We start from the raw sequence: 24,649 nt of genomic DNA on the forward strand, positions 1-24,649 counted from the left end.
ACAAATTTGCTTACGCCTGTTCAACAATTCACTTGAGTTTGAGAACAGACATTCGTTGAACCATCACAATAGGGAGAGATTTAGCATGGCACTGCCGTTGCTTAACTACAAACCGTCCACTCAAAACCAGCGGGTTGCTAGCTTTGGCAAAGCTGATGAAGATGAAGATACTCCTTACATCTATCGGCTTGAAGATGCTGCAACTGACCCAGAAATGCAGCAAGTGATCTGGGCCGCCTATCGCCAGGTTTTCAGTGAACACCAAACGCTGAAATTTAACCGCCAGCCAGCGTTAGAGTCTCAATTAAAGAATCGGGTGCTGACAGTGCGCGACTTCATTCGAGGTTTGGCAAAGTCTGAGCGGTTCTACAGCCAGGTGGTCGAAGTCAATGATAACTACCGTTTGGTGGAAATCTGTCTGAAGCGACTCCTGGGCCGCGCACCTTACAACCAGGAGGAGAAAATTGCCTGGTCAATTAAGGTAGCCACTCTGGGCTACTATGGCTTCATTGATGCTCTGCTGGACAGTGAAGAATACACAAATGCCTTTGGTGACTTTACGGTTCCTTATCAGCGTAAGCGGATGGAAGGTCGGCCGTTCAACCTGGTGACTCCTCGCTACGGCGAAGACTTCCAGGAGAAAGTGGGTACGGTTAAGACCGACTGGCGTTTTGTGGTCGAGAAGTTCTACTCTCGCAAGTTCCAGGAACGTCAACTGCCCGAAGGAGATCCTCGCAAGTTCCGGGACATTGCGGCTGCGATCGCGCCCAAAGGCAACTATGCCCAAAGCATTCGATCGAACGAAATCGACTATCTCAACAAAGTTCCCTATCGCGGCAGACGGTAGAGATATCTGAGAGATTTCAACTGAGAGATTTCAATTTCATCTCTGGAACTAATTCGTAATATAGCTGGGCTTTGCCACTTCTTCTCCTGACCCGGAATAACTGAGAACATCGGCGTTCAAGGTTGGTTGGAGCATTTGCAAAGCCCAGTCTTTTTCGGTCTGAGTTTTTCAGGCGTGAGGAGTCATACCGATTCAAATCGTTTGCACGGCAGATAGATTGCCTGTAGGGGCGCACAGCAGTGCGCCCTTACCGGGATGTGCAATTTCTGCCAATCAAATTGGTATCAGATCGTTAGATCAAGTCGCCAAAAATGACCGCAGCATCTCCAAACGCAGAATCTTTGAGTAGCGGTACTTTTAAGCTGTTTGATTTGGCTTTATATCATGTGCATTTAACCCGACTTAATATTAGATCATCAGAAGTTAGACCATCAGAAAATAGACCATCAGCTCACCAGATCGTCAGCTCGCCAGATCGATCGTTTGCCCCGTTTCCGCCGATCGCCTGGCAGCATCCGCTACCCGCAGGGCAGCTACACTGGCTGCCGGTGAAACATACAGTGGAACCTGATTTTCCAGATGATCTAATACCATTACTGTATCCCTGGCGAACAATCCCCGGCGGCTGCCCATCTCTAACGGAGTCGTTTGCTCCGCTTGAATCAAGCTGCCCTGTTCCCGATCAATAACGATCGCCCCCAATTCTCCCTGCACCTCCAAGGATCGAACCGCCTGCCAGATCGCTTCCCCTTTGCCATAGTTCACCTCAGCAATTAAGCCACTGGTAAAACGAAGCTGGGCAGCACAGATACACGACTGAAAGAACGGGCTGCTTTGCTCCCTTCGCCAAAACTGAGTTTGACAACTCACAGCGGCAACTGAGCCAAATAAATCAGTCAGGCGATGAATGCGAGAAACCGCTCCAATGAAGGGAAACCCAAAGAGTTCAGACTGATAAGTCCACTTTGGGGGAGCTGGACGCTGGGGATTCAGGCTGCTGTATCGGACATGAAAAGGGGTGCCAATGTGGGGGAGTGCCGATTGAATGGCCGTGTGTATCCCGCTTAATAGTTCAATATGCTCAACATGTAGCAATCGCTGTTGTGATGCGGCCAACTGAATCAGTTCCTCAGCTTCACTCACATCCAGCGACAGGGGATATTCCACCACAACGTGTTTTCCAGCCTCCAGAGCAGCCCGCGTCATCCGTCCGTGCTCTTGATTAACGGCTGCAATCACGACCAGATCAATATCCGATCGCATCACCAATTCTTCCCACGTTTCAACGACCGTTGCAGAATAGGTTTCAGCGAATGACTGCGTTCGATCGAGAGTATGCCCCGCAACAGCGACAAGGCGCGATCGCTCATCTGCATGAAACGCTTCTGCCCGCAGCTTGGCCGCGTATCCTGTCCCGATTAATCCAACCTGAATCAAATTCATCACTTAATTTGCACACCTAGTAAATTTGCACCTGGAAGGCAATCCTGGAAGCCGACTGATACCCAAGGGCTACCAGACCATTTCGGAACCAGGATCAGCTCTGAAGATTTCGCTTTTTGACATTTTTGCTCACTCCATCAGGAAACTGTCACACTAGAGGTGAAGACTGAATCGGTAGGAACAAAGAAAACGTCATAGTGGGCACAGCCACACCGCCCCCGTATAGCTTACATCCCTTTCACAACCACTGATTGCCGTCTCGCCAGGTAGAGCTATGAATCAAAGATTTTTTCGCTGGAGCCATCCCACCTCCAGTCTATGCAGATTATTCCTTGCTCCCTCCCTCCTGGGAGCCAGCATCATTGTTTTTGCCGGCCCTGCCTTTGCCCAAGCCACCTGGATACCGCAGTTTAACGCTGAACAGCGCGTCTACATTGCCCCCAGCCTATCCAACCATCCCATTTCCCCCGTCAGCTTCCCCAACCTGGAGCCGCAAATCACTGACGCTGCTGCCGCCCATGATCTGGAAGTATACGTTGTCGCGACAGAACAGGGAGAACCCGTTTCAGATAATACCAACCCGGCAGTCAGAACGCTGGATCAACTGGTTGCCCGATGGCGGAGCGATGCTAATTTCCCGGTCGATGATTACCTGATTATCCTGTGGGTGCGGCGATCGGATGATGTTAACCGGGGATGGGTGGCGGCCAATGGCGGCAATGAATTACGAGCGGCTGGATTAACCGCAGAACGGTTGTCCCAGGATGATGGCCCTGTGATTCCGGCCCTGAGACAATATATGCCCAATGATCCCCAAGGGGCGATCGTGGCGATCGTGGAGAATGTCAATCAAGAACTGGATGCCTCTGCCGCCCAACAGCAAGCCCAAGCCGAACGAGAAGCCGCCGCTGCCAGACAACGGGCTGAACGGGAACAACAGTGGGCAGAAGTCCAGGATACTGTTGCCACCTATGGCCCACCTGGAGCTGTAGGAACGGGTTCCGCAATCGGGATTCTCTGGTTAGCTCTCCGCTACCGTCGGAGAAGAACGGCAGCCCAAACGGCCGTAGAAAACTGGCAGGAACGACTCAACAATGCCAATGAACTGTACCTGAAGCTATACGATCGCTACTTCGACTTTTTGCGCTCCCAAACCGACTGGACGACAAAATTTCAGGGCAGAACCCGCACCCAATACGAATCAGCCGTCACAGATTTTACCGATTTGACCGTACGGTTGGAAGCCGCCAACCATCGCCTCCAAGCTGCACAGTCTGACATTCAGCACGATCGATTTCCGCTGATTGCTGGGTTTGATCGGGCGGTTGAACGGCTGACGAATGAACCCGTTGAAGTCACAGAGCAGGAATTGCCCCTGGAAATGGCCAACCTGTTTAGTGGGATGGTGCCCAAAACTATCTATGCGCCAGAAGAACTCCTGGCGGCCATGTCAGACTTGTTCGATCGCGCCAATAGTGCCCTGGCGGAAATTGTTCAATCGGTGGAGGGCATAGAGCAAAATCACCAGAATTTACTGACCTGCCTGGAGGCGATTCAGCAGAGCCAGCTCACCCTGATGCAGCTCAACTTACCCTTCTCTCCCTACGAGTCTCGTCTGCAACAGGTACAGCAGGAACAGCAGCGGTTTACATCCCTGCAAACGTCCGATCCCCTGGCAGCCTATCCCATTTCCCAAACTGCCCTCAACGATGCCCAATCCTTACAGGCAGATTTGCAACGGGCGATCGAACTGCATCAGGCACTTCTGGATGTGCAAACTCCGATCGACACAGCCATTCACTATGCCCAGACGATCCGGCAGCAGATTGTAGACGATCGCTATCCCCGCACACCAGATGAGCCTGGAACGAATGCTCAATCCCAACCCTTCACGCTACTAGAGATCAACGGCAACCCGGATGATGGGGTACAGCTTGCCCAACAACAGCAGCAGGCAGGATTCACCCTGTTGCGTCAGGGCCAGTTAGATCAGGCGGAGGAACAGTGTCAAACGGCGATCCACACCGCCCAGCAAGCCTACCAGCTTGTGGATGAAATTCTGGCCGCCAAAACCTTCATTGAAGAGAATGTACCGCCAGTCCGCCATCGCTGGTCAGCTTTGATGTCCGAAATTCCTGATGCCACCCAGGCTCTTACGACGCTGCAACGGGAGTTTATTCCTCAGTGCTATGGGCCAGAACCTCAAAAGCTAGAGCGGGCAAAACAGGTATCGAGTGCAACCCCAGCAACGTTGAGTCAAATTCGCCAGGACTACGTCATTCAGCGCTACTTGAAAGCCAGACGGGATCTGGAAGCCCTCTCTGCAACGATTCAAACCAGCCGGCATCAACTCACCGAAATTCACGGTTGCCTGACTCGCCAGCAGCAATTCCGCCAGCACAGCCGCGATCGAGTCGCAGAGTGTGGTCAATGCAAGTCTGAATTAGATGCCAAGTTGCGAACCCATGATTTTACGACAGCAGCCGCAGTGGAAGCGGACTATCAGCAGCGCGTTGCCCTCCTGAACTGGCAGCAAATCAACACGGCCCAGGCAATGACCGATTGGGAAGCGGCAGCCTCTGACTGTGACCAACTCTATGAAGCCTTGCAGGCGATCGACCAGACTATTGACCAGCAGCAACAAGCCTACGAACAGGCCGTCGCGCAAGTGGCAAACCTGGAACAAGCCCTGACCTCAGCCCGATTGGCCGTGAATGATCCAATGGTGCGAGTTGAAGCCCGGCAGCAGTTACTAGAGGCAGAGACATTGCTGCAAACGGTACAGTCAGCCATCACCCAACCGAAATCCGACTGGGACAGCATCACAGCCAGAGCCAATCAGGGCATCGAGCAGGCAAACACCGCTCAACAAAAAGCCCTATCCGATCGCCAGTCTGCCAGCGAAGCCCAAACGGCCCTCAGCAATGCCCGTACTGCCCTCCGTTCTGCCGATCGCCATTATGGTCATGGGGTCAGCGTGAATCTCTATGCCACCCATCAACTACTGGAGCAAGCCGCCAGCCTGTTCCAGGATCAAAGTTATGAAGCCGTCATTCAAAGGGCAAATCAAGTGGCCCATGATGCCCGCAGTGCTGAACGGGAAGCCTTAAATCGGGTAGCGATCATTGTGGCGGAAATTCGGCGACGGGAAGAAGAGGAACGCCGACGGCAGCAACAGATCCATAGCAGTAGTTCGTGGAATAGCCATTCGGGTGGTTCGTTTGGCGGCGGGGGCGGCGGCTATGGCGGTGGGAGTAGTGGGGGAGGTGGTTACGGTGGCGGCGGGAGCGGGGGCGGGAGTTACTAGGAATGATGAATTAAATTCCCCTGTGCCAATCCTTGTTGACTGAGCGGGCAAGATGCCCGCCCCACAAGAACTACAATTCACGACTTTATGCAGGACGACGCAAATCAAGCGAGGGATTGCGATCGAAGAAGTTCACAGGTTTGAGGGCGAACCCATGCCAACTGGTGGACATGATCGGCCAATCCTCAGCGACGGTAACGTGATGGAACCCTAAGGTGTACCAGGTGACGATGTCGGTGTCCACAATGGGGCGATCGTTGCCTGTCCAGGTGAATAGGGTATCATCCCCTTTGCTCTGGTTCGGATAGGTTCCAGCCGCATAGATCTCATTGGGATCATAAGGTGTCACCCAGAGATGATATTTGACGAATCCAGCCCGTTGGGTGGGATAGTCCTCTGGCAGCAGCAGGTTCGCACTATTGTCGATCGGCATGATCTGGTAGCTGGTGGGATTGCCCAGATAATTGGTGGCCTCCGAGCTTTCAATCCGCCAGCGAGAAGGCGTGTCATAGTTGAGCTTTAATCGCGCCTGGGTATCGGTGGCTAACACTTGAGATTCCGGCATCCAAATACTGCGACGGGGATGATCCGCCGGGAGTTCTTGCAGCCTCAGCCCATCTTTGACCAGGCGGTTCGCCGTGCCGTCTACATCCAGATCGAGCCGAAAGCTAAAGAAGTGATCGTGGGAAACCCCCACCAGACCCGGTGCAATCAGCGTTCCGTAGGTCGTATCTGCCAATGCCGTCGGATCGGACATAGATTGGGCCGTCACACCTTTGACTGCATCAACCCCCGTCGCGCCAACCATAACTTTGATCATGCCGGACTGGGAAAAAATCCAATCCAGAGCATAATCATAGTTGCCGATCGTAGACATCATGCGGACAACCAAATCCACTTGAGGACGACCTTCGTAGGTTTCATTTGTCACCTCATTATGTCGCCAGATGGGATTGCCCTGGTACTGTTCAAAGACACAGATCGCATCTTCCGTTGTGAACGCATTCCCTTCATCATCGGGAAGCACAGCATCAATAAAAGTGGCATTGGTTGGGCAATCAATGCCAGCCACTAACGGAGTCGCCAACCAACCAAAGCCATACTCGCCCGAATCCATGTAGGTGCGATAGTACCAGGCATCCCCGGAATCCATATAAGGCACAAAAATTTCCGACAAAGCTCCTTCGTATAGAACCGGCCGGATCTGCCCATTGTCCTGGTAGTTCACCATCGAAATCACCGTACCCAGACGACGATCGAACCCCAGATGGAACGACCATTTTTGCCAGTCTATGACGTTGTGATTCAAGGTAATATTGTTTCCTTCTGGCTGTACTAGCGCGATCGGATTTAACGGCGATCGCAATTCACCAAAAACATCCTTCGCTCCTTCTTCACTGAAGGCATGGGATTTGGTGCTAATCGGCACCACGCCATTATCAATGACTTCCAACACTTGCTGCTGATTCAGATCCACTACAGCCATCACCCCTTCGATCGGGCTACCGTAAATGTTGTTTTGGGTGTTGCTGAGATCTGAACAGGGCACATTTAAAATCCGTCGCCCCTCATGTTCGGGTAAACCGTAGTATCCTGCCGTTAAGGGAGCGCAGTTAATCTGGCTATATTCCGTGATACCGCGCTTGGCCATCGCATCCTGCCATCGCGGATCTGCTGTGACTAAATCCGTTACCCCAATCAATTCTTCTAGCAACAGGTTGGGCTGGACATCCTCCTGTTTTTCCCAGCTTGTTACACTACCTGCGGCTAAATTCACCACTGCTTCATAGGTGTCTGGGCCTTGTTTGACGATCGCAAAGGCTGCGCGGGAAAAGGGCTGCCCCGGTTCCCAACTCAGGACTTCTGCCTTGGGTGGTTCGTGCAGGGTGATCAAGGGAAAACGGCTGGACTCATCCACATAACCTGCTGCCGTCAGGAACTCCTTGGTCAGGGTAAATTCGGCGGCGGTCAGGGAATCCAGGGGGTGAGTCGGGGCTACCTGCGCCAGGGCAGGAGTGCCTTTAAGACTAAAGCCCGCACCGCTGGTTAAGGTTAAACCCACGATCGCCAGCAGCGTTCCCAAAACCACGAGTCCAAATCGGAGGTACTTTGCGCTCCATCGTTTCAAACGCGCCATGAATCCTACTCCCACTGTTTGACTGTTGTTTGACTGTTGTTTGACTGTTGTTTGACTGTGAATCTCCAAAGTCTATCGATCGTCCGTTTGAGATTAGGTCATGTGAGATACGGAACACTTGATTTCGGGCATTCTAGGCGCAGCCATATCAAACTGTCCTGTGTATGCAAACCATCCATCCCGATGATTCAACGTCCCAACGGGTTAATCTATCCAGATTTGAGAACTTGACCCGATTTGAGAATCTCCGGATCTCGATCGTCGTGGGTGATCTGTCCACCAAGGGCGCAGGCCGGTGGGGAGGAGCGGTGCGGCCGTTCCTACTGGCTCAAGCCTTGCAGAAGTTGGGCTGTCGGGTGAAGCTGGTTGGGTTTTGCGTGGGGGAATCGGCGATCGCATCGACTCCGGAACTGCCAGTGGTTGCCATCCAGGGGCGTTCCTATCCTGGGTTTGTGCGATCGGTGCAGCAGCTTTTACCTCAGATGGATGGGGATATCATCTATGCCTATAAGCCCAAACCCTCCAGCTTTGGTGTGGCTCTGCTAAAGCGGTGGCTATGGACTCCGGCAGGTCGGAGATCGCATCGTCCCGTGATTCTGGATATTGATGACTGGGAGTTAAGCTGGCATGGCGGCGATGATTGGCACTATCGACCCACTGTGAAACAACTGGCGCGAGACGTGCTCAAAACCGATGGAGCCTTACGTAATCCCGATCATCCCTTCTACCTGAAGTGGATCGAACAGCAAGTTCAGCGAGCCGATGCGGTAACGGTTCACACGCAGTTTTTGCAGCAACGGTTTGGTGGAACCTATGTGCCCAACGGCAAAGATACGAATTTATTTAATCCTGCTGGCTATGATCCGATCGCCCTCAAGCAGAAGTATGGCTTAACCGACTATCGGGTGCTGATGTTTCCAGGGGCCCCCGTCCCTACAAGGGCGTAGAGGATGTTTTGATCGCCCTCGATCGGCTGAATCGACCGGATGTGCGGTTAGTAATTGTGGGGGGCAGTCCCTATGATGACTACGATCGCCAATTGAGAGCACAGTGGGGACAGTGGATGATTCAACTGCCCAAAATTCCCCATAGTCAAATGCCTGAAGTGATCGCCGCCGCCGATGTCATTGTTGTTCCCCAACGGGATACTCCCGCTGCCCAGGCCCAATTTCCCCTGAAGCTCACGGACGGCATGGCCATGGCCAAACCCATCCTGGCCACGCGAGTCGGAGATATTCCCAAGATTCTGGGGGAAACCGGGTATCTGGTAGACCCTGAAGCACCAGAGCAGTTAGCCCAGCAAATTCAATGGATTTTGGCGCATCCCGAAGCCGCAGCCCAGCGCGGCCAGCAAGCCCGATCGCGTTGTATAGATCAATGCAGCATTGAAACCATGAGCACTAACCTGATCCCGGTACTCGATTCGTTGAGAGCATCCCACTTTTGCACCCTCACCCTAAATCCCTCTCCCACGCAGGGAGAGGGACTTCAATCCGGCTCCCCTTCTCCCACCTGGGGAGAAGGGGGTGGGGGATGAGGGGCGATTCGCAATGATTTTACGAAAGTGGGATGCTTCCGATTCGCTGATTCCCGATCGCCTGTAGGGGATGAAAACCTGCCAATCAAATCATCCGTAGCGCAGGTATCCTGCCTGCCCATCAGGTCAATCCGTAGCGCGGGCATCCTGCCTGCCCGTAGACGCGCCGATCGTGTAATCTCCCAATTCAATTCTCAAATTCCATCCACCCGATCCATCTCAGCAGGCAAGTAAATCCCTTTCCATCTGTGATACCCTAGTAGAGTTGTCTAATTTCACACATCCGGGATTTCGGGTGTTTCAAGATTCGCCAGAAGCCTTGATTCTATTGGCTTTTATCAACTGAACGACTTGAAATACACCTGGATGGAGGATTAACCCGAAAGGAGAAAGGAAAATCTATGCCCGTTGTTAGTTTGGCTCAATTGTTAGAGTCGGGGGTTCACTTTGGACACCAAACCCGTCGCTGGAACCCCAAAATGGATCCCTATATCTACACCGCTCGAAATGGGGTTCATATCATTGACCTGGTGCAGACTGCCCAGTTGATGGAAGAAGCGTATAGCTATTTGCGGACGATTTCTGAACAGGGTAAGCGAGTTCTATTTATTGGCACAAAGCGGCAGGCCGCCGGAATCATTGCGCAAGAAGCATCTCGGTGCGGTTCGTTTTATGTGAACCAACGCTGGTTGGGTGGAATGCTGACCAACTGGGCCACGATTAAAACGCGGGTCGATCGCCTCAAGGAATTGGAGCGGCGGCAGGAAACTGGGGCACTGGATCTACTGCCTAAGAAAGAAGCGGCGGTTCTGCGGCGGGAACTGGAGAAGTTGCAAAAGTACCTGGGTGGAATCCGGGGAATGCGTAAACTGCCGGATGTGGTGGTGATTGTGGATCAACGCCGGGAATACAACGCGGTGCAGGAATGTGAGAAGTTGGGCGTGCCGATCGTTTCACTGCTGGATACCAACTGCGACCCCGATACCGTAGATATTCCGATTCCCGCTAACGATGATGCGATCCGTTCCATTAAGCTAATAGTAGGACGGTTGGCCGATGCGATCTATGAAGGTCGTCATGGTGAGCTGGAAGCAGAAGAGGAATACGTCGATTACGACGGAGCGGAGGAAGAGTTTGACTACGAAGACTCCGATTTTCCAGATGACGACGAAGAGGGTAACGAAGATTCATAACATGGGCTGATGAAGGGGAGATTGGAAGGAAAGACAGATCGGAGCATGGGTGTGGCTCGCGCTCTTCCCGCATTCTTCTGGATTCCTGATCTCCTCTGCCCTGGATGACCCATTCACTGCTCGATATTGACATTGTTTAAAGAGGGATCAAAGCACAATGGCGGACATACCAGCAAAGCTTGTCAAACAATTGCGGGATAAGACGAATGCGGGCTTCGCAGACTGCAAAAAAGCTCTCGAAGCAACCGATGGTGACATTGAAAAGGCGATCGAATGGCTCCGTCAGAAGGGAATTACCTCTGCCGAGAAGAAAGCAGGCAAAATTACGGCTGAAGGCTTGGTGGAACAGTACATTCACACGGGCGGACGCATTGGCGTTTTGGTGGAAGTGAACTGCCAGACCGATTTTGTGGCGCGTAACGAGGCGTTCAAAGCTCTGGCCAAGGATGTGGCAATGCAGATTGCAGCTTGTCCCAACGTGGAGTTCGTTTCGGTAGAAGACATTCCCCCCGAAATCGTCCAACGGGAAAAAGATATTGAAATGGGGCGGGATGACCTGGCCAGCAAGCCCGTCAATATCCGCGAAAAAATTGTGGAAGGACGGATCGATAAGCGGCTGAAGGAACTATCATTGCTGGATCAGCAGTACATCCGCGATCAAAGTATCACCGTTGCCGACTTGATTAAGCAAAACATTGCTTCCCTGGGTGAGAACATCCGGGTGCGTCGTTTTGTTCGGTATGTGATGGGTGAAGGCATTGAGAAAAAAGAGGAAGATTTTGCGGCAGAAGTAGCGGCTCAAACTGGGGCGAAGGAAGAACCTAAGGCGGAAGCGGCTCCAGTCGCAGAGGCGGCCCCGGTGGAAGAACCTGCTCCAGTTGCAGAGGCGGCCCCGGTGGAAGTGGAAGAACCTGCTCCAGTTGCAGAGACTGCCCCTGCGGAAAAACCCGCTGCGGTCGAAGCCAAGCCTGCTAAGGCAAAGTCTGGCAAGAAGAAGAAGAAATAGTGCGTCACCATAGTGCGTCATGGTTGAGTGGCGCACTCATTCAAGGACGGTGAGTACTGTCCACCCTACGGATTTCATCTACGGGTGATCTCAACATAAATGGCTAGTGGGTAATGGGTCATCGGAATGAACTGTGCAGAAACCTGTGCAAACAACCGATCGCCCGTTACCCACTCTCTATATAAACCGCTATGCTGGATAGACAGATAGTTGATGCCTATGGTTAGGACAGTCGAGCGAATTGAACAAGAGTTGGCAATACTCGATCAAGCCGTTGAAAAACTGGCTCAAGATTTTCGAGAGGTCTACGGCCAGTACCTCGCAGCCTTAGGGCAAGCCGTCAAACAGCAACTCATTCTGGCCACCTATCATCTTTGTACTCAGGGCTATCCTGAACGGTTTCTGAGTCTGTCCCTCCATCAACGCCAGGAGTTGCAACAATCTCTTCGCCATCTGACTCAACAATCCCAGCAGCAGTTTTTAGAGATGCTCAATGCCTCCCAACGGATAGAGTATGTTCCTCCTCGGCGGCGATCGGCGATCGGTGCAGCCCTGTTTGAATTAAGCCAAATTGATTTAGGGGAAGCGAGTCTGAACGAAAACGGAGAGTTGGAACTCCTGACATCAGAGCTTTCTGCCGATGATTTGACTGATATGAGGCTGGCTGCGCTCGATCTTTCAAAGGCAGATTTAACCGATCTGCCCGAGACAAATTTGGCAGGAGCAGATTTGGAAGAATCCGATGGGAGCAATTCCCCAGACGAAACCCATCCCGCCGATACTGACCAGGAAACTGATCCAATTCAATCAGCATCCCAGGAGGGTTCCTCGCCATCGCCAGACGATCAGGCTGAGTCTCTCACCGTGGCAGAACTCCTCCAGGAAGGGATGCCTGCCGATAGGACTGAAGAGAGCGATCGTCCCCAAGGTGATTCACCCCCCGTAGAGGCAGATCCATCTCAAACTGACTCCCCTCCAGACCCCAAACCTTTACATCCCAAACAGTTGGCTCTCTGGCAGGAGCAACTGGAGGAAAATATTGTTGAGGAGTTGCAAAACCTTTCCCACACCGTCAATCGTCTGCTTCAGCAATCTCAGATTTTGCCAGCTCGGTTGCCAGAACCCGTCCTGGAGGTTGCGGCTAAGGCGGATCTGGCGACTGAAGCCTCATCCAGCCCCCCCAATCTCTTGAATTTGATTATTGAAACGGAAACGGAGGAACCGAAGGAATCGACCACGACACAGTTAATGGCGGTTCGGTTGCGGCTCTCGGAAATTGAATTCAGTGACTCGTCTACGATGATCTGGCGATCGAAGGTGCGGGAACTCCTGGCACAGTTGAATAAGTTAGGACGGGAATATCAGAACAAGCAGAAAGAGCGATCGGTTGCCCAGGCCGAAGCCGCATGGCGATCGAGTTGGTATGACGAGAAGAGTTAAGTCAAGGGTGAAGTGGGAAAGGGGGTTGCATCCAAAACGAAATGAGCAGACGGGATAATCCTTGTTAGGATTTTAGAGTAACTGAATCGTAGTACATTCGATCGCATTGATCCTGCTGTTTTATTCCTCTGCTGTTGATCATGGACTGGTTGCGGCTGCAAAAGGCACTTTCTGTAGAAGCCGATCGGGGGTTTAATGACCTGATGGGCAATCAATACCGCTTTAGTGAATTCCTCAGCCTCAGCCTGTCCCAACCGCTTCGCACTCTGCCTCCAGCGGATCAGCGCAAACTGCAAGATCTGGCGACGGAATTTGCTAAATACAGCGATCTCAGTTTTGCCCAACGGCAGCACCTTGTCGCTGAAACCCGACGATTTCTTCACCAAAGTCAGCGTCAGTCCGAGCATCAAGCAACGGATGGAAAAGTGGCTGAACAAACGGGGGTTCAGACGAGGGAAGCCACTGGAACGCCCACTTCGGGGCAGGCGACGGTAACCAAACAACCTCGGACGGTTCCGCTGGTGGAGTCGCGGCGCAAAACGGAGGTGACGCTGGATCAAGCCGTGACCTATCTGCCAGGAATTGGGGCGAAAAACAGTGAGAAGCTAGCCAAGCTGGGATTGTATACCGTCAAGGATTTGCTCTATTACTATCCCCGTGATCACATTGACTATGCCCGTCAGGTGAATATTCGGGAGCTTGTACCAGGGGAAACCGTGACGATCGTTGGTACGGTGAAGCGGTGCAGTTGTTTTAGTAGTCCTAAAAACGCCAAGCTGACGATTTTTGAACTGATCATGCGGGATCAGAGTGGGCAGATTAAGTTAAGTCGGTTTTATCCAGGAACGCGCTATCGCAACCGGGGTTGGCAGGAACGGCAAAAGCGGCTCTATCCGGTTGGGACGGTGGTAGCGGCCTCAGGACTGGTGAAGCAGGATAAGTACGGCACAACGCTGGAAGATCCGCAAATTGAGGTGATCGATCACTTTCGCGCTTCGATCGACTCGATGAAGGTGGGACGAGTCGTGCCCGTCTATCCCCTGACGGAAGGCGTGCAGGCAGATGTGGTGCGAAAGGCGATCGTGGCGGCCCTGCCTGCGGTGGTTCAAGTTCAGGAGGCGTTGCCAGAAGGATTGCGGGAAAAGTATGAGTTGGTCAGTGTCCAGGATGCCCTGTCTCATATTCACTTTCCTCCGAATGCAGCGGCTCTGGAAGCGGCCCGACGGCGGCTGGTGTTTGATGAATTCTTTTACTTACAGCTTGGCCTCCTGAAACGACGACTGGCCCAACGGCAGGAGCAAACCAGTGCCACCCTTGCGCCCACCGGTCATTTGATTGATCAGTTTTACCAGGTACTTCCCTTTGAACTCACTGGGGCCCAACAGCGGGTGATTAACGATATTCTCAACAACTTGCAGCAGCCTACACCGATGAATCGGTTGGTGCAGGGGGATGTGGGATCGGGTAAAACGGTGGTGGCCGTCGTAGCGATCCTGGCGGCAATTCAGTCGGGATTCCAGGCGGCTTTAATGGCTCCAACGGAAGTCCTGGCAGAGCAGCACTATCGCAAGTTGGTCAACTGGTTTAACCTGCTGCATCTCCCGGTGGAACTTTTAACGGGATCAACCAAAACAGCCAAGCGCAGGCAAATTCATGCTGAACTGGCGACGGGAGAACTGCCCCTGCTAGTGGGAACCCATGCTCTGATTGAAGATCCGGTACAGTTTCAGCGATTGGGGCTGGTTGTCATTGACGAACAACACCGCTTTGGCGTGCAGCAACGGGCCAGACTTCAGCAAAAGGGCGACTATCCCCACGTCTTGACCATGACTGCGACCCCCATTCCGCGCACCCTGGCCTTGACCCTGCATGGCGATCTGGATGTGAGCCAGATTGATGAACTGCCGCCCGGACGCAAGGCCATTCAAACTACGGTGTTGGCTGGACGCGATCGCTCCCACGCCTATGATCTGATCCGGCGAGAGGTGGCCAAGGGACGACAGGTGTATGTGGTGCTGCCGCTGGTAGATGAGTCAGAAAAGCTGGATTTAAAGTCGGCGATCGAAGAATATCAGCATTTACAGGAAGGAGTGTTTCCAGAATTTCGGGTGGGGTTGCTGCATGGCCGCATGACCTCAGCGGAGAAGGATGAAGCAATTAGCCGCTTCCGCGATGCTGAAACTCAGATTTTGGTGTCTACAACGGTGGTCGAGGTGGGGGTGGATGTCCCCAATGCCACGGTAATGCTGATTGAACACGCCGATCGATTTGGCTTATCCCAGTTGCATCAGCTCCGGGGGCGCGTTGGTCGAGGGGGGAACAGTCCTACTGTTTGTTGATGAACAGTTCCAAGTCTGAAACGGCCCGCCAACGATTGAAGGTGCTGGAACAATCCCAGGATGGGTTCTTTATCTCTGAAATGGACATGCGGTTTCGCGGCCAGGGGAGGTTTTGGGAACCCGCCAATCAGGACTGCCCGATTTTGCCTTAGCGAGCTTAGTGGAAGACCAGGATGTATTGGAATTAGCGCGAGAAGCGGCTGAAAAGGTGATGTCGATCGATCCAGATTTGACCCACTGGCAGTTGCTGCGGCAGGAATTAGAATATCGCTACCAGCGATTGATGGGCGGAATGATTTTGACCTGATTCAACCCCGATCGTATGCCAATTCCCCCATGATGTAGGTCGCTTTCACAGCCCGATCGTCCCCCATGATGATCAGGGAAAAAGCCTGATCGGCCAGTTCCTCCAGTGACTCTGGAATCGGATCAGGGTTACGAAACGCCATGAGGGGAGTCGATCGCCGATCCAGCACAATAAAATCCGCCTCTTTGCCTGGATCAAAATTGCCGATCGTCTCTTCTAAACAGAGGGCCTTTGCCCCTCCCAGCGTCGCCAGGAATAGTGCCTGAAAGGGAGATAGTTTCTGGCGGCGCAGTTGGGCCACCTTGTAGGCTTCATTGGCCGTTTGCAACAGCGAAAAGCTGGTTCCAGCTCCCACATCAGTTCCTAAACCAACTTTGACGGGATACTCCACCGACTTGGCCTGCTCAATTTTGAATAAACCACTCCCCAAAAACAGATTGGAAGTCGGACAAAAGGCGATCGCGGCCTGCGCCTCCGATAACCGTTGAAATTCTGCATCCGTCAGGTGAATCCCGTGGGCAAACACCGATCGCTCCTTCACCAGGCCTGCCTGATCGTAGGTATCCAGATATCCGTTGCACTCTGGAAACAATTCCTTGACCCACGCCACCTCATTTGGGTTCTCTGAGATGTGAGTGTGTAGATAAACATCGGGATATTCCTGGAGCAACTTTCCAGCCAGGCGTAACTGTTCCTGGGATGAGGTGGGGGCAAACCGGGGAGTGACTGCGTAGAGCAAACGTCCCTTTTTGTGCCACTTTTCGATCAACGCTCTGGTGTCCTGGTAGGAAGATTCGGGCGTGTCCACCAAAAAGTCGGGGGCATTCCGATCCATCATCACTTTCCCCGCGATCATCCGGAGATTGCGGCGATCGGCTGCTTCAAAAAAAGCTTCAGCTGACTCAGGAAAAACCGCAGCAAACACCAGGGCAGTGGTCGTACCGTTTTTGAGTAATTCGTCTAGAAAAACGGAAGCAACTTCCTGAGCATAAGCTTTGTCTTTAAACTTCCTTTCTGTGGGAAAAACGTATTGACTCAGCCATTCCAAAAGCTGTTCACCGTAGGCAGCAATCATTCCCGTTTGTGGAAAGTGAATGTGGGTGTCGATGAATCCGGGCATAATCAGTTGACCGGGATACGCCATCACAGGAATGTCTGGATATCGTTCTTTGAGCGCATCGTAGGTTCCCAGTTCTTTGACTTTGCCATTCTCCAGAACCATCAGCCCGTCTGGAATGTAGCGAACAGACTCCGCCTCAGGCTGGTAAAACGGATCAGCAACAAAGTCTAAAAAGGCAGCACGAAAGGCTTTCAATGATTGATTCGACATTTGAGGCATATCTATCGCTTATATCGCTAAATGGTTGATTTTAACCCAATTTCATCCATCAATTAGCAGCAGCCCAGCTTCAGTGTACGCAATTCAACTGATCGATTATGTATCGCACTCATCAGAACGGCTGGTGGGACAGAGAGACTGCTGGATCAAAAACTTAGCGGTGCCGAACGGAACCAGATCGATCGCATCATCCAACGCTATGCCGGATTGACACTCGATCCTGGCTCCCATTTCAGTTAATGCAGTTACCGACATAGGCTGTCCTGCCCCCATCAGTGAGAGGTGATGATCCGTTAAGTAAACGACCGCAGCAATTTCCTGGCTCGGTTGAGGTTTGGCTGCCAGGGTGGCATCGAACACCACCAGATAATAGGCCACGCTGGGATCGGTCATGCTGCCGCATCCCGTATGGTTACGCTTTTCCATAATCAACCGGGGACGAATGCCATGATCCGTCAGCCAGATTTCCTGAATCATGCCATTTGCTCTATATAAGTACGTTCGATCGGCACTGTGAAGGCTGGAAATGACATCACCAATCTCTTCGATGCTTTCTCTCAACGCACAGCTCACAAAGCTTTCACTTGCGCTGGCTCGCTTTCCCCCCACTCCAAAAAATCGGACGCAGGTAGGAGAGCGATCGAACTCGCGCTTGGGAATGGAAAACACATGGTAATCATTCCACTTCAACAGCAAAGCGGTTCCAGCCGGAGTGGTGGGGCTAATTAGATCAGATAATTTTAATTGCATTACAAAATTTTAGTTTGCCATTCAGGTAGAAATTTACTTGCACCCCGTCAATCTGTTATGGCATCCAATATGCCATACAAAAGCAACCGCTAGTTCCCAGCCCTAGCGAACTAGCAGCATAATTCAGTCCCTGGATAGACCCACGACATCATTTGCAACACACTGGGAAGAGACGATCGCCATCGCTGCCAAAATTCGTTGCATTTCGGTATCATTGCATTTTGGTGTCAACTACCCCTTGATACCGCTAAGGGATCTGCAATCAAATGGCATTCCAATTTTTGAAAAAATCGGCTGTAAGGGCACATAGCAGTGCACCCTGGGTATGTTGTATGTTATTTTGTCGCATCCCCTAATCTGGCTACCGTTGCGGGCTTGCCCCCACTCCCCACTCCCCACTCCTCACTCCCCACTCCTCACTCCTCACTCCCCACTCCCATAAACCACCAGCTCGTTATATCCCGTTGCCTCATCGAACTCCCGTTTAAAGCTGAAGTTCGGTAGCACTCCAATCACAATTTCCGCTGTTGTATAAATCAAACATCCTTCCAACAAATGTCCACCGATCGTCTGCCCCGTTTTATCCGCCATGGCAATGTGGTAATGGGAACCGTGGCGAGACATCACCCCCGTCAGTGACACAATTTCAAACCTGCCTTTGTAAATACTGGGCTGGGATTGATTCGCCAATCGTAAGGTTGCCTTGGACAAGCTCCCTACGCAGGTTAGGATGCAGGCTGCTTCAATGGTCCGTTGACGTACGATGTAGTCTAATTCAGCTTTCAAATCTTGCTGAGGATTCAGGCGAAGGGCGATCGAGTGCATTTTATCTCATCCATTGGGGTCGGGATACTATGACCTTACCGATAATTGGTTCCCTATCGCCAAAACTCTGGAGAAAACCTGGAGAAGCCTGGAGGAAACGGCGATCGATTCCTATCTTTGACTTCTGGGGACTTTGCTCATCCTTAGTAAACCCTCTTTAATCGACGACCCGCTCAGTATGCCGATACTGCTCCGCCTTTTGATGGAGTTGTTCAGCGCGATCGATCAGTTGTTGACCTTCAATTTCAGCGATCGTTGTCACATAGTTGCGTTTAATACGTTCTAACACATTGAACAGAGTGATTTGAATTTCCTGTCCGTAGTGCTGTTTCTGTAATTCTTCTACAAACGCACGCCGCAGGTTTCTCTGCAAACGAGAAGTCATTTCAGCTCCCACTGGATCGTCTACGGCATTTGGTAACGTATTGTAAGCCAGGTGCAATAAGGTATTGGCAATCCTTTGGCTGATCAAGAGAGGAAGGCGACGTACGCCTGGAATCCGCTGAATTTGCCGATAACCCGGAAGCTGGCTAGCAGCACTATCAACACTATGGTGTACTAGATCTTCCACATCAGGACGAATGCGGGGAAGAACTCGATGGACACTGACATCAAATAAACGAGAGGTAATTAAGTTGACTTCGCGTTGATGAATAATTTGCCCATAGGGTTGAGGAATTTCAGGATTGAATAGTTCGCTAATGAACTCCTTACGTTGAATGCTGGCTTGCATTTGTTCAATCAACTGAATTCCAATCATTTCCGTCAATTCGATCGCAATGCTGATCACGGCATCTCGCTGAAGTTCAGCACGGGCAGACTCTAAATTGAGAATGTCAGAATGATAGAGGCGCAGGGTGACCGGAACGACCCGCAGCCACCGCAAAAAGGGCAACAGTAAAAATAGATCAAACCAGCGGCGCAATCCAATATCAAACCAGCTTAACTGGGGGAAACGGCGATGCACCGACCAGAGACGTGAACCAATATCGATCGCAAAGATCAGCATGAAGGGCAGATCAATCAACCAGAAGTAGCTGATGGGTGAACCAAAGCGGTTGACCCTGCGATAGTAGTGGGTTGCAATTAACGGACTGACTTGCTCATTCCAGAACCCAATTTCCGATTCCCAACCTGCCGCCTCCAGATAATCCTGACTCCAAAATTGATTCCATGCCGCCAGGGAAGAGGCTTGACCCGTCCGCGATCGAAGTTCCTGCTGAATGGCTTCAAAGGTATTGCTCTGATTGGCTACGACAAAAGAATTAGAGGTGACTAATTCCTGGCTGGAGGCGCGGAGTTCAGACAGCGATCGATCGGCTTCGGGAGACTGTAAACCGTTAGCAGCAACCTGGGCTTCGAGTTCACTCACTTGTTCTAAGTAGCGGGCGGTCTCTGGATGGGGTGTCACTCCTTTGACGGGATCATACAGGCGGGTTAGACCAGGAATCATCTGCAAGTAAACGTTGCGCAGATTGAAATAGCTCAGATCAAATAGGACTAACAGCAAATTGACCAGCGCAAGGATAGCAATCCAGCGTTCTCGTTTCGGATAGCGGCTTTCAAAGTAGGGGCGGAACTTAACCATAGTCAGTTATTTAGTTTTGGGACAAGCTTGGGTATGCAACTGCCAACAGATCCGCGTCATGCCGCTGAACAACAGTTCGATTTCTACTGAGAGTTCCAGAATTGATGCGCTCTACCAATTCTCAGTCGATCTGAAATGGGTTCGTTTCACAGTGAACCCTAGGGTTGATCCCCCCAAATCCCCCTTAAAAAAGGGGACTTCAAACCCTCTTCGGTTTGTGCTACGCACACGCTCCGCGAACGGTTCCCCCTTTTCAAGGGGGGCTAGGTGGGATCTAAACAAGGTTTGTGATCTACTGATTCTTTGTAATCCGGAAATATGACATCAATCCTCAAGGTTATTATCAAATGGTTTATGTCGAATGACATGGCACAAAAGGCAGATCGTTTCGGGAGCGTCCCATTTAGGCAAGATGCAGCAGGTTGAACCACTGTAGCGCAGGCATCTTACCTGCATGGGCTGGCAGTCGAGACAATTGCCCTACGATTTTTCTCTGCTTTGCAAGTCTGAGAAAAAGTGTCAAAATTTTTAACTGATCTGTACGGAGAGGCTTTGGAGCTTTATAACTAGAGATTGGGTTCCTGTTTTTAGTCTGTTCAACCGTCGAGGAGAGAACGAAATGCCATTCATTGGTCAGCCCGCCCGGAAATATACCGCTTATGCTTCAATTGCGGCGATCGGTTTGCTGCTATCGAGTTGTTCGGAGAGCAGAATATCTCAGTGTCGCAAGCTCATTAATGTAGCCAATCAGGTCGTGACCGATGTGCAGACGGTTGCCGAGAATGCGAGTACATCTCCCAGTGGGAACACAGGTGCCAGTACGGAGGTGATTAACCGCGTGGCAGATGCCGCCAACAGTGCCAGGGTCAATATGGAAGAACTGTCATTGAACGATACGCAACTCCAGGATTTCCAAAATCGTTACGCCACCATGTACGCGGAGATCTATGATTCAACCAGTGCCATGTTAGATGCTTCGGAAGCCAGAGATCGGGAAGCTGGACGGCAGGCCTATACCGCGTTTCAGGCAGCCACCAGCCAGGAGGCAACCCTGGTGAGTGAAATCAATCAATACTGTGCAGATTAATCGTCCTCATCCCATTCTGTGACTCGTCCATACCGGGCTACCTGCCGCTTGCCGGGATTGTCCTGGTTCAGTTGCCAGGCCCAAAATTGATCGCCAAAGGAAAAATGCCACCATTCTTTAGGGTGCTGGCAGAATCCTGCGGCGAGCATCACCTGTTTGAGCTGCTGCCGATTTTGATGAATCATCTGCCGATCGCCCTCTGATAAGTCCTGATCCCCAGGCAGGGTTTCGGCCAATTCGGGTGCAGACGGCTGGGCAAAATAATCAGGATAGGAGCGCACTGAGAGTTCATCAATTGGCGAACCCATATTCACCGGGTTTCCTGTCGCATCGACCAGGGTAATATCGATCGCTGCTCCGGTACTGTGGGGTGGGGGAGTTGCCAGATTGGGACTGGGAACGGCCCAAAATTGATAGACCTGTTCCAGGATAGTCTGGCGATCGATCGCGCTTAGATCTTCCACCTTGCAACCCTTTTGGCTCACCGTTTGCGTAAAAGTGTAGTCCACCATATATTGCTGAACGGTGATCGGACGGTAGGCATCAAAAATCTGAATCTGCCAGCCTGGATACTGGGACTGGAGCGATCGTTGGGCTTGAATTAAACGAGCTAACACCCCCTCCCGCAAATAGTAGGGAGATTTGTTGCCATAGGATGCACCAACGGCAACGTAGGGGTGAGGCGTTTCAACGGCGAATTGCTTCAGGGGAATCGGCACGAGCGGTTCACCACAATCAAAGATCGGAATTTGTTGGTAGGGTTTCATGCGGAGACTCGAAGAGTTAATGAACGAGAATATCGATCGCCATTGAATTTTAAATGTAAAAACCCGTGAGATTATGGGCTAATTGCCGCTGCGCCTAACCGCTTCAAGACCTGCAATACATCATACAGATCGTTATTTGGATTCATCAGGGAAAAGAGTTTGGAGTTGGCGTATTCAGCGGTGGGCTGGCGCATTGCCTTCAAAAACAAAAACTCATTGCCATTTGTAATCATGCCAAAGGCTGGCTGTAGCTCCGCTGGATTGCTGATCATATAAGCTAGAGCCTGGGGGATTGCCCGCGACACCGCAAAATCACTCCGTTTTGACTCAATCACCAACAGCCACAACCGATTTTTTAGCACCAGTACATCAATGCGTCCCCGAATCACTATCCCTTCATCCTCTAGTTCTACATCTATACTTGTTTCTGTCTCAATCCGGAAGGGTTTGTGATAAAAGCCAGCGAGATCGAGCAGGGGCGCAAGCACCACCATTTTGACGCTGTTCTCCAGCATCGGTGGGTCTTCCATCAACTCGATAAAATTAGCTTTGACGCGATCGAGCAACTGTTGTTCTGCCTCGCTCAAGGTTGGATCGAGTTCAGACCACTCTGGGAAAAAGGTGGGAGCTTGAGACTGTTGTAACCCGAAGACCTGCTTCAGATCGCGCAGTGTCACCTCTGCTGCTGGAATTGCTTGCACCATCTACCCTGTCTCCTTGCCCCTTGGTTCGCTCTACTGTTTGATTAACGCGATCGCAGAATTCGATAAATCAACCATAACCCCAAGAAACTGGCCGCTCCAAACAGAATATTGGCAATCAGTTGGGATTGGGGGGTCACCTGGGCAGTGGAGACGATCGCAGCACCGATGATTAGAGCCGCAACCACCGTGCTAACGGAACGCCGATTTTCTGCATTGTCGATCGTCCGACGAACGGTATTGAGGTCTTCAATGGCCACATTCCAGCGCAGGGTTTCCGAACTGAGCCGATTGAGCAAAAAGCCAAACTGCCGTGGAGAAGCCAGGGAGAGTTGTTTAAATTCCAGGGCCACCCGCAGCAGCGATCGAATCGGATCTTCGCCAGCAATCTGTAGCCGAAACAGATCCCGCATCAGGGGCTTAATCTCATCCAGGGCATTCACGTCTGGGTTGAATTCCCGTCCAGCTCCCTCCAGATTAGCGATAGATTTGGTCAACAAACCGACATTGCTAGGAACGCGCAAATTATTTTGACGGGCGGCATTCAGGATTTGGCTAAATACTTCCCCTAGATTGACGTTAGATAGACTCAGGTTATAGTAACGCCGCAGCAATTTTTCATAATCCGACTTCATTTGGGCCAGGTTAGGGGGCTGATTAATATCCATCGGATCTGCCAGTTGTAGCGTGAGTTGCGTACAGCGATCGGCATCCAGATCGATAATTGCCAGAACCAGCTCAACGATAATCGACTGCATCCGAGGATTCAAAACCCCCATCATGCCGCAATCCAATAAACCAACCCGTCCATCTCGCAAATAAAACAAATTTCCTGGATGGGGATCGGCATGGAAAAACCCATCTACCAGGTATTGCTGAAAGAATGCTCGAAAGCATAGTGTACTAATGGCTTTGCGCTCGGCTTCTATATCACCCTCAAACCCAATTCCTTTCAGTTGGGCCCGCAAAATGGGTACACCGTCTAACCATTCCAGTACCAGCATTTTTTTTGAAGAAAACTGATGATAGACCTTGGGCACGATAATGCGATCGGCATCAAACCAACTGCTCTCCGACAAGTTTTTGCGAAGCTGATCGGTATAGGACGCTTCCTGAGTAAAATCCAACTCATGTTGCAACGATCGACCAAATTCATCCGCCAGGGCAACAACGCTGTACCGCTTACCAAAGTCGGTTCCCGATAGCAATCCCGCAATTTGTTTAAAGATGCCAATATCGCGCCGCACAATGTCTTCAACAGTAGGTCGCTGAACTTTAATCGCAACTTGTTCTCCCGTTTTCAGCACCGCTCGATGGGTTTGTGCGATCGATCCGGCAGCAACGGGCACCTGTTCAATGCGTTCAAACACCTGCTCTAGCGGCTGCGGTAATTGCTTTTGTAAAACCGCTTCTATTTCCTCCCAACTGACTGGCGGCACATTTGACTGGAGTTCACTCAGGGCTTCAATATAAGCAGGCGGCAACAGATCGGGACGAGTACTCATCAACTGACCCAATTTGACAAATACTGGTTCCAAGTCCGTCAAAATCATACACAGAATCTCTGGAGCCGGAACCTCTGGTTCATCCCCCTGCCCCAACGTCAACAACTGACGCATATAATCCCAGCCATATCGAATCAGAACCTCAACAATTTCACGCTGGCGGGTGTTGACAATTGCAGTCATACGATCGCTCCTGGGGGACACAGTGCAAGGGTTTATTCTCGTTCACATCTCTATTCTGTTGTAATTTTTTTGAAATGGTTGGAAAGGTCGAGATGGGGAGGGGTTCGGACTTGAAAGACATCCCTGGGAGCTTGGATGAAATTCGGAGTCCTGAAGGTGTGCGCTACGAAACCTGATCCAATGATGGGTGTTTTCTAGAATAGAGTTAGCGATCCTGAAAATTAGGAGACTCAGTCGATCGCAAACCTGGTTTAGATCCCCCCTAGCCCCCCTTGAGAAAGAGGGAACCGAGCCGCAAAAGCTTTGAAGTCCCCCTTTTGAAGGGGGATTTAGGGGGATCGAACACTG

Annotated in this window: 15 protein-coding genes and 2 pseudogenes; 8 read left to right on the forward strand and 9 right to left on the reverse strand. The window is 51.5% G+C overall.

What is annotated here, in order from left to right:
* The first annotated feature begins 85 nt into the window (after positions 1-85).
* On the forward strand, positions 86-847 hold the full coding sequence (locus tag ACM1PF_RS30480; protein ID WP_416670165.1) for a phycobilisome rod-core linker polypeptide: 762 nt from the start codon (positions 86-88) through the stop codon (positions 845-847).
* 462 nt (positions 848-1,309) lie between these two features.
* Here ACM1PF_RS30480 and ACM1PF_RS30485 read toward each other — a convergent pair whose 3' ends face one another.
* Positions 1,310-2,290 carry a Gfo/Idh/MocA family protein gene (locus ACM1PF_RS30485; protein ID WP_416670167.1) on the reverse strand — a complete coding sequence of 327 codons (981 nt, stop codon included), beginning with the start codon at positions 2,288-2,290 and terminating at the stop codon, positions 1,310-1,312.
* Positions 2,291-2,564: 274 nt separating this feature from the next.
* Here ACM1PF_RS30485 and ACM1PF_RS30490 point away from each other — a divergent pair, with 274 nt between their 5' ends.
* Positions 2,565-5,597: a hypothetical protein gene (locus tag ACM1PF_RS30490; RefSeq protein WP_416670168.1), complete on the forward strand. Its 3,033-nt coding sequence runs from the start codon at positions 2,565-2,567 to the stop codon at positions 5,595-5,597.
* Positions 5,598-5,682: 85 nt separating this feature from the next.
* Here ACM1PF_RS30490 and ACM1PF_RS30495 read toward each other — a convergent pair whose 3' ends face one another.
* On the reverse strand, positions 5,683-7,734 hold the full coding sequence (locus ACM1PF_RS30495; RefSeq protein WP_416670170.1) for a primary-amine oxidase: 2,052 nt from the start codon (positions 7,732-7,734) through the stop codon (positions 5,683-5,685).
* A gap of 164 nt (positions 7,735-7,898) precedes the next feature.
* Here ACM1PF_RS30495 and ACM1PF_RS30500 point away from each other — a divergent pair.
* The 5 genes and pseudogenes from ACM1PF_RS30500 to recG form a co-directional block, all read left to right on the forward strand.
* Positions 7,899-9,163: pseudogene (locus tag ACM1PF_RS30500) on the forward strand (glycosyltransferase family 4 protein); the annotation flags it as partial.
* Positions 9,164-9,672: 509 nt separating this feature from the next.
* Entirely contained in the window at positions 9,673-10,464 is a 792-nt protein-coding gene (gene rpsB, locus ACM1PF_RS30505) for a 30S ribosomal protein S2 (protein WP_416670172.1), read from the forward strand.
* Between the two features lie 157 nt (positions 10,465-10,621).
* The gene (tsf, locus tag ACM1PF_RS30510; protein WP_416670174.1) at positions 10,622-11,470 is read left to right on the forward strand and encodes a translation elongation factor Ts; all 849 of its coding nucleotides are present in this window, start codon (positions 10,622-10,624) and stop codon (positions 11,468-11,470) included.
* Between the two features lie 219 nt (positions 11,471-11,689).
* A complete protein-coding gene (locus ACM1PF_RS30515; RefSeq protein ID WP_416670176.1) occupies positions 11,690-12,910 on the forward strand; it encodes a pentapeptide repeat-containing protein in 1,221 nt (406 codons plus the stop codon).
* Positions 12,911-13,050: 140 nt separating this feature from the next.
* Positions 13,051-15,556 (forward strand): annotated as a pseudogene (gene recG / locus ACM1PF_RS30520) (ATP-dependent DNA helicase RecG).
* A gap of 1 nt (position 15,557) precedes the next feature.
* Here the strand turns inward: recG and guaD are convergent.
* The 4 genes from guaD to ACM1PF_RS30540 form a co-directional block, all read right to left on the reverse strand.
* Positions 15,558-16,886 carry a guanine deaminase gene (gene guaD, locus ACM1PF_RS30525; protein ID WP_416670178.1) on the reverse strand — a complete coding sequence of 443 codons (1,329 nt, stop codon included), beginning with the start codon at positions 16,884-16,886 and terminating at the stop codon, positions 15,558-15,560.
* A 105-nt stretch (positions 16,887-16,991) separates the two neighbouring features.
* Positions 16,992-17,645: a hypothetical protein gene (locus ACM1PF_RS30530; RefSeq protein WP_416670180.1), complete on the reverse strand. Its 654-nt coding sequence runs from the start codon at positions 17,643-17,645 to the stop codon at positions 16,992-16,994.
* Positions 17,646-18,068: 423 nt separating this feature from the next.
* A complete protein-coding gene (locus ACM1PF_RS30535; protein WP_416670182.1) occupies positions 18,069-18,470 on the reverse strand; it encodes a PPC domain-containing DNA-binding protein in 402 nt (133 codons plus the stop codon).
* A gap of 157 nt (positions 18,471-18,627) precedes the next feature.
* Entirely contained in the window at positions 18,628-20,058 is a 1,431-nt protein-coding gene (locus ACM1PF_RS30540) for a hypothetical protein (protein WP_416670183.1), read from the reverse strand.
* Between the two features lie 619 nt (positions 20,059-20,677).
* Here ACM1PF_RS30540 and ACM1PF_RS30545 point away from each other — a divergent pair.
* A complete protein-coding gene (locus tag ACM1PF_RS30545) occupies positions 20,678-21,145 on the forward strand; it encodes a hypothetical protein (protein WP_416670185.1) in 468 nt (155 codons plus the stop codon).
* Here ACM1PF_RS30545 and ACM1PF_RS30550 read toward each other — a convergent pair.
* The 3 genes from ACM1PF_RS30550 to ACM1PF_RS30560 form a co-directional block, all read right to left on the reverse strand.
* Complete coding sequence (locus ACM1PF_RS30550; protein WP_416670187.1) at positions 21,142-21,912, reverse strand: M15 family metallopeptidase; 771 nt, start codon at positions 21,910-21,912, stop codon at positions 21,142-21,144. The two genes, ACM1PF_RS30545 and ACM1PF_RS30550, sit on opposite strands and share 4 nt — an antisense overlap.
* 71 nt (positions 21,913-21,983) lie before the next feature.
* Entirely contained in the window at positions 21,984-22,616 is a 633-nt protein-coding gene (locus ACM1PF_RS30555) for a type I restriction endonuclease (RefSeq protein ID WP_416670189.1), read from the reverse strand.
* Between the two features lie 41 nt (positions 22,617-22,657).
* Positions 22,658-24,301, reverse strand: coding sequence for an ABC1 kinase family protein (locus ACM1PF_RS30560; RefSeq protein WP_416670191.1), 1,644 nt, complete (start codon positions 24,299-24,301; stop codon positions 22,658-22,660).
* Positions 24,302-24,649: the final 348 nt, after the last annotated feature.

It is taken from the genome of Egbenema bharatensis FJBBOT/2019, from assembly GCF_048077055.1.
In the GTDB taxonomy this organism is placed as follows: Bacteria; Cyanobacteriota; Cyanobacteriia; order Elainellales; family Elainellaceae; genus Egbenema; species Egbenema bharatensis.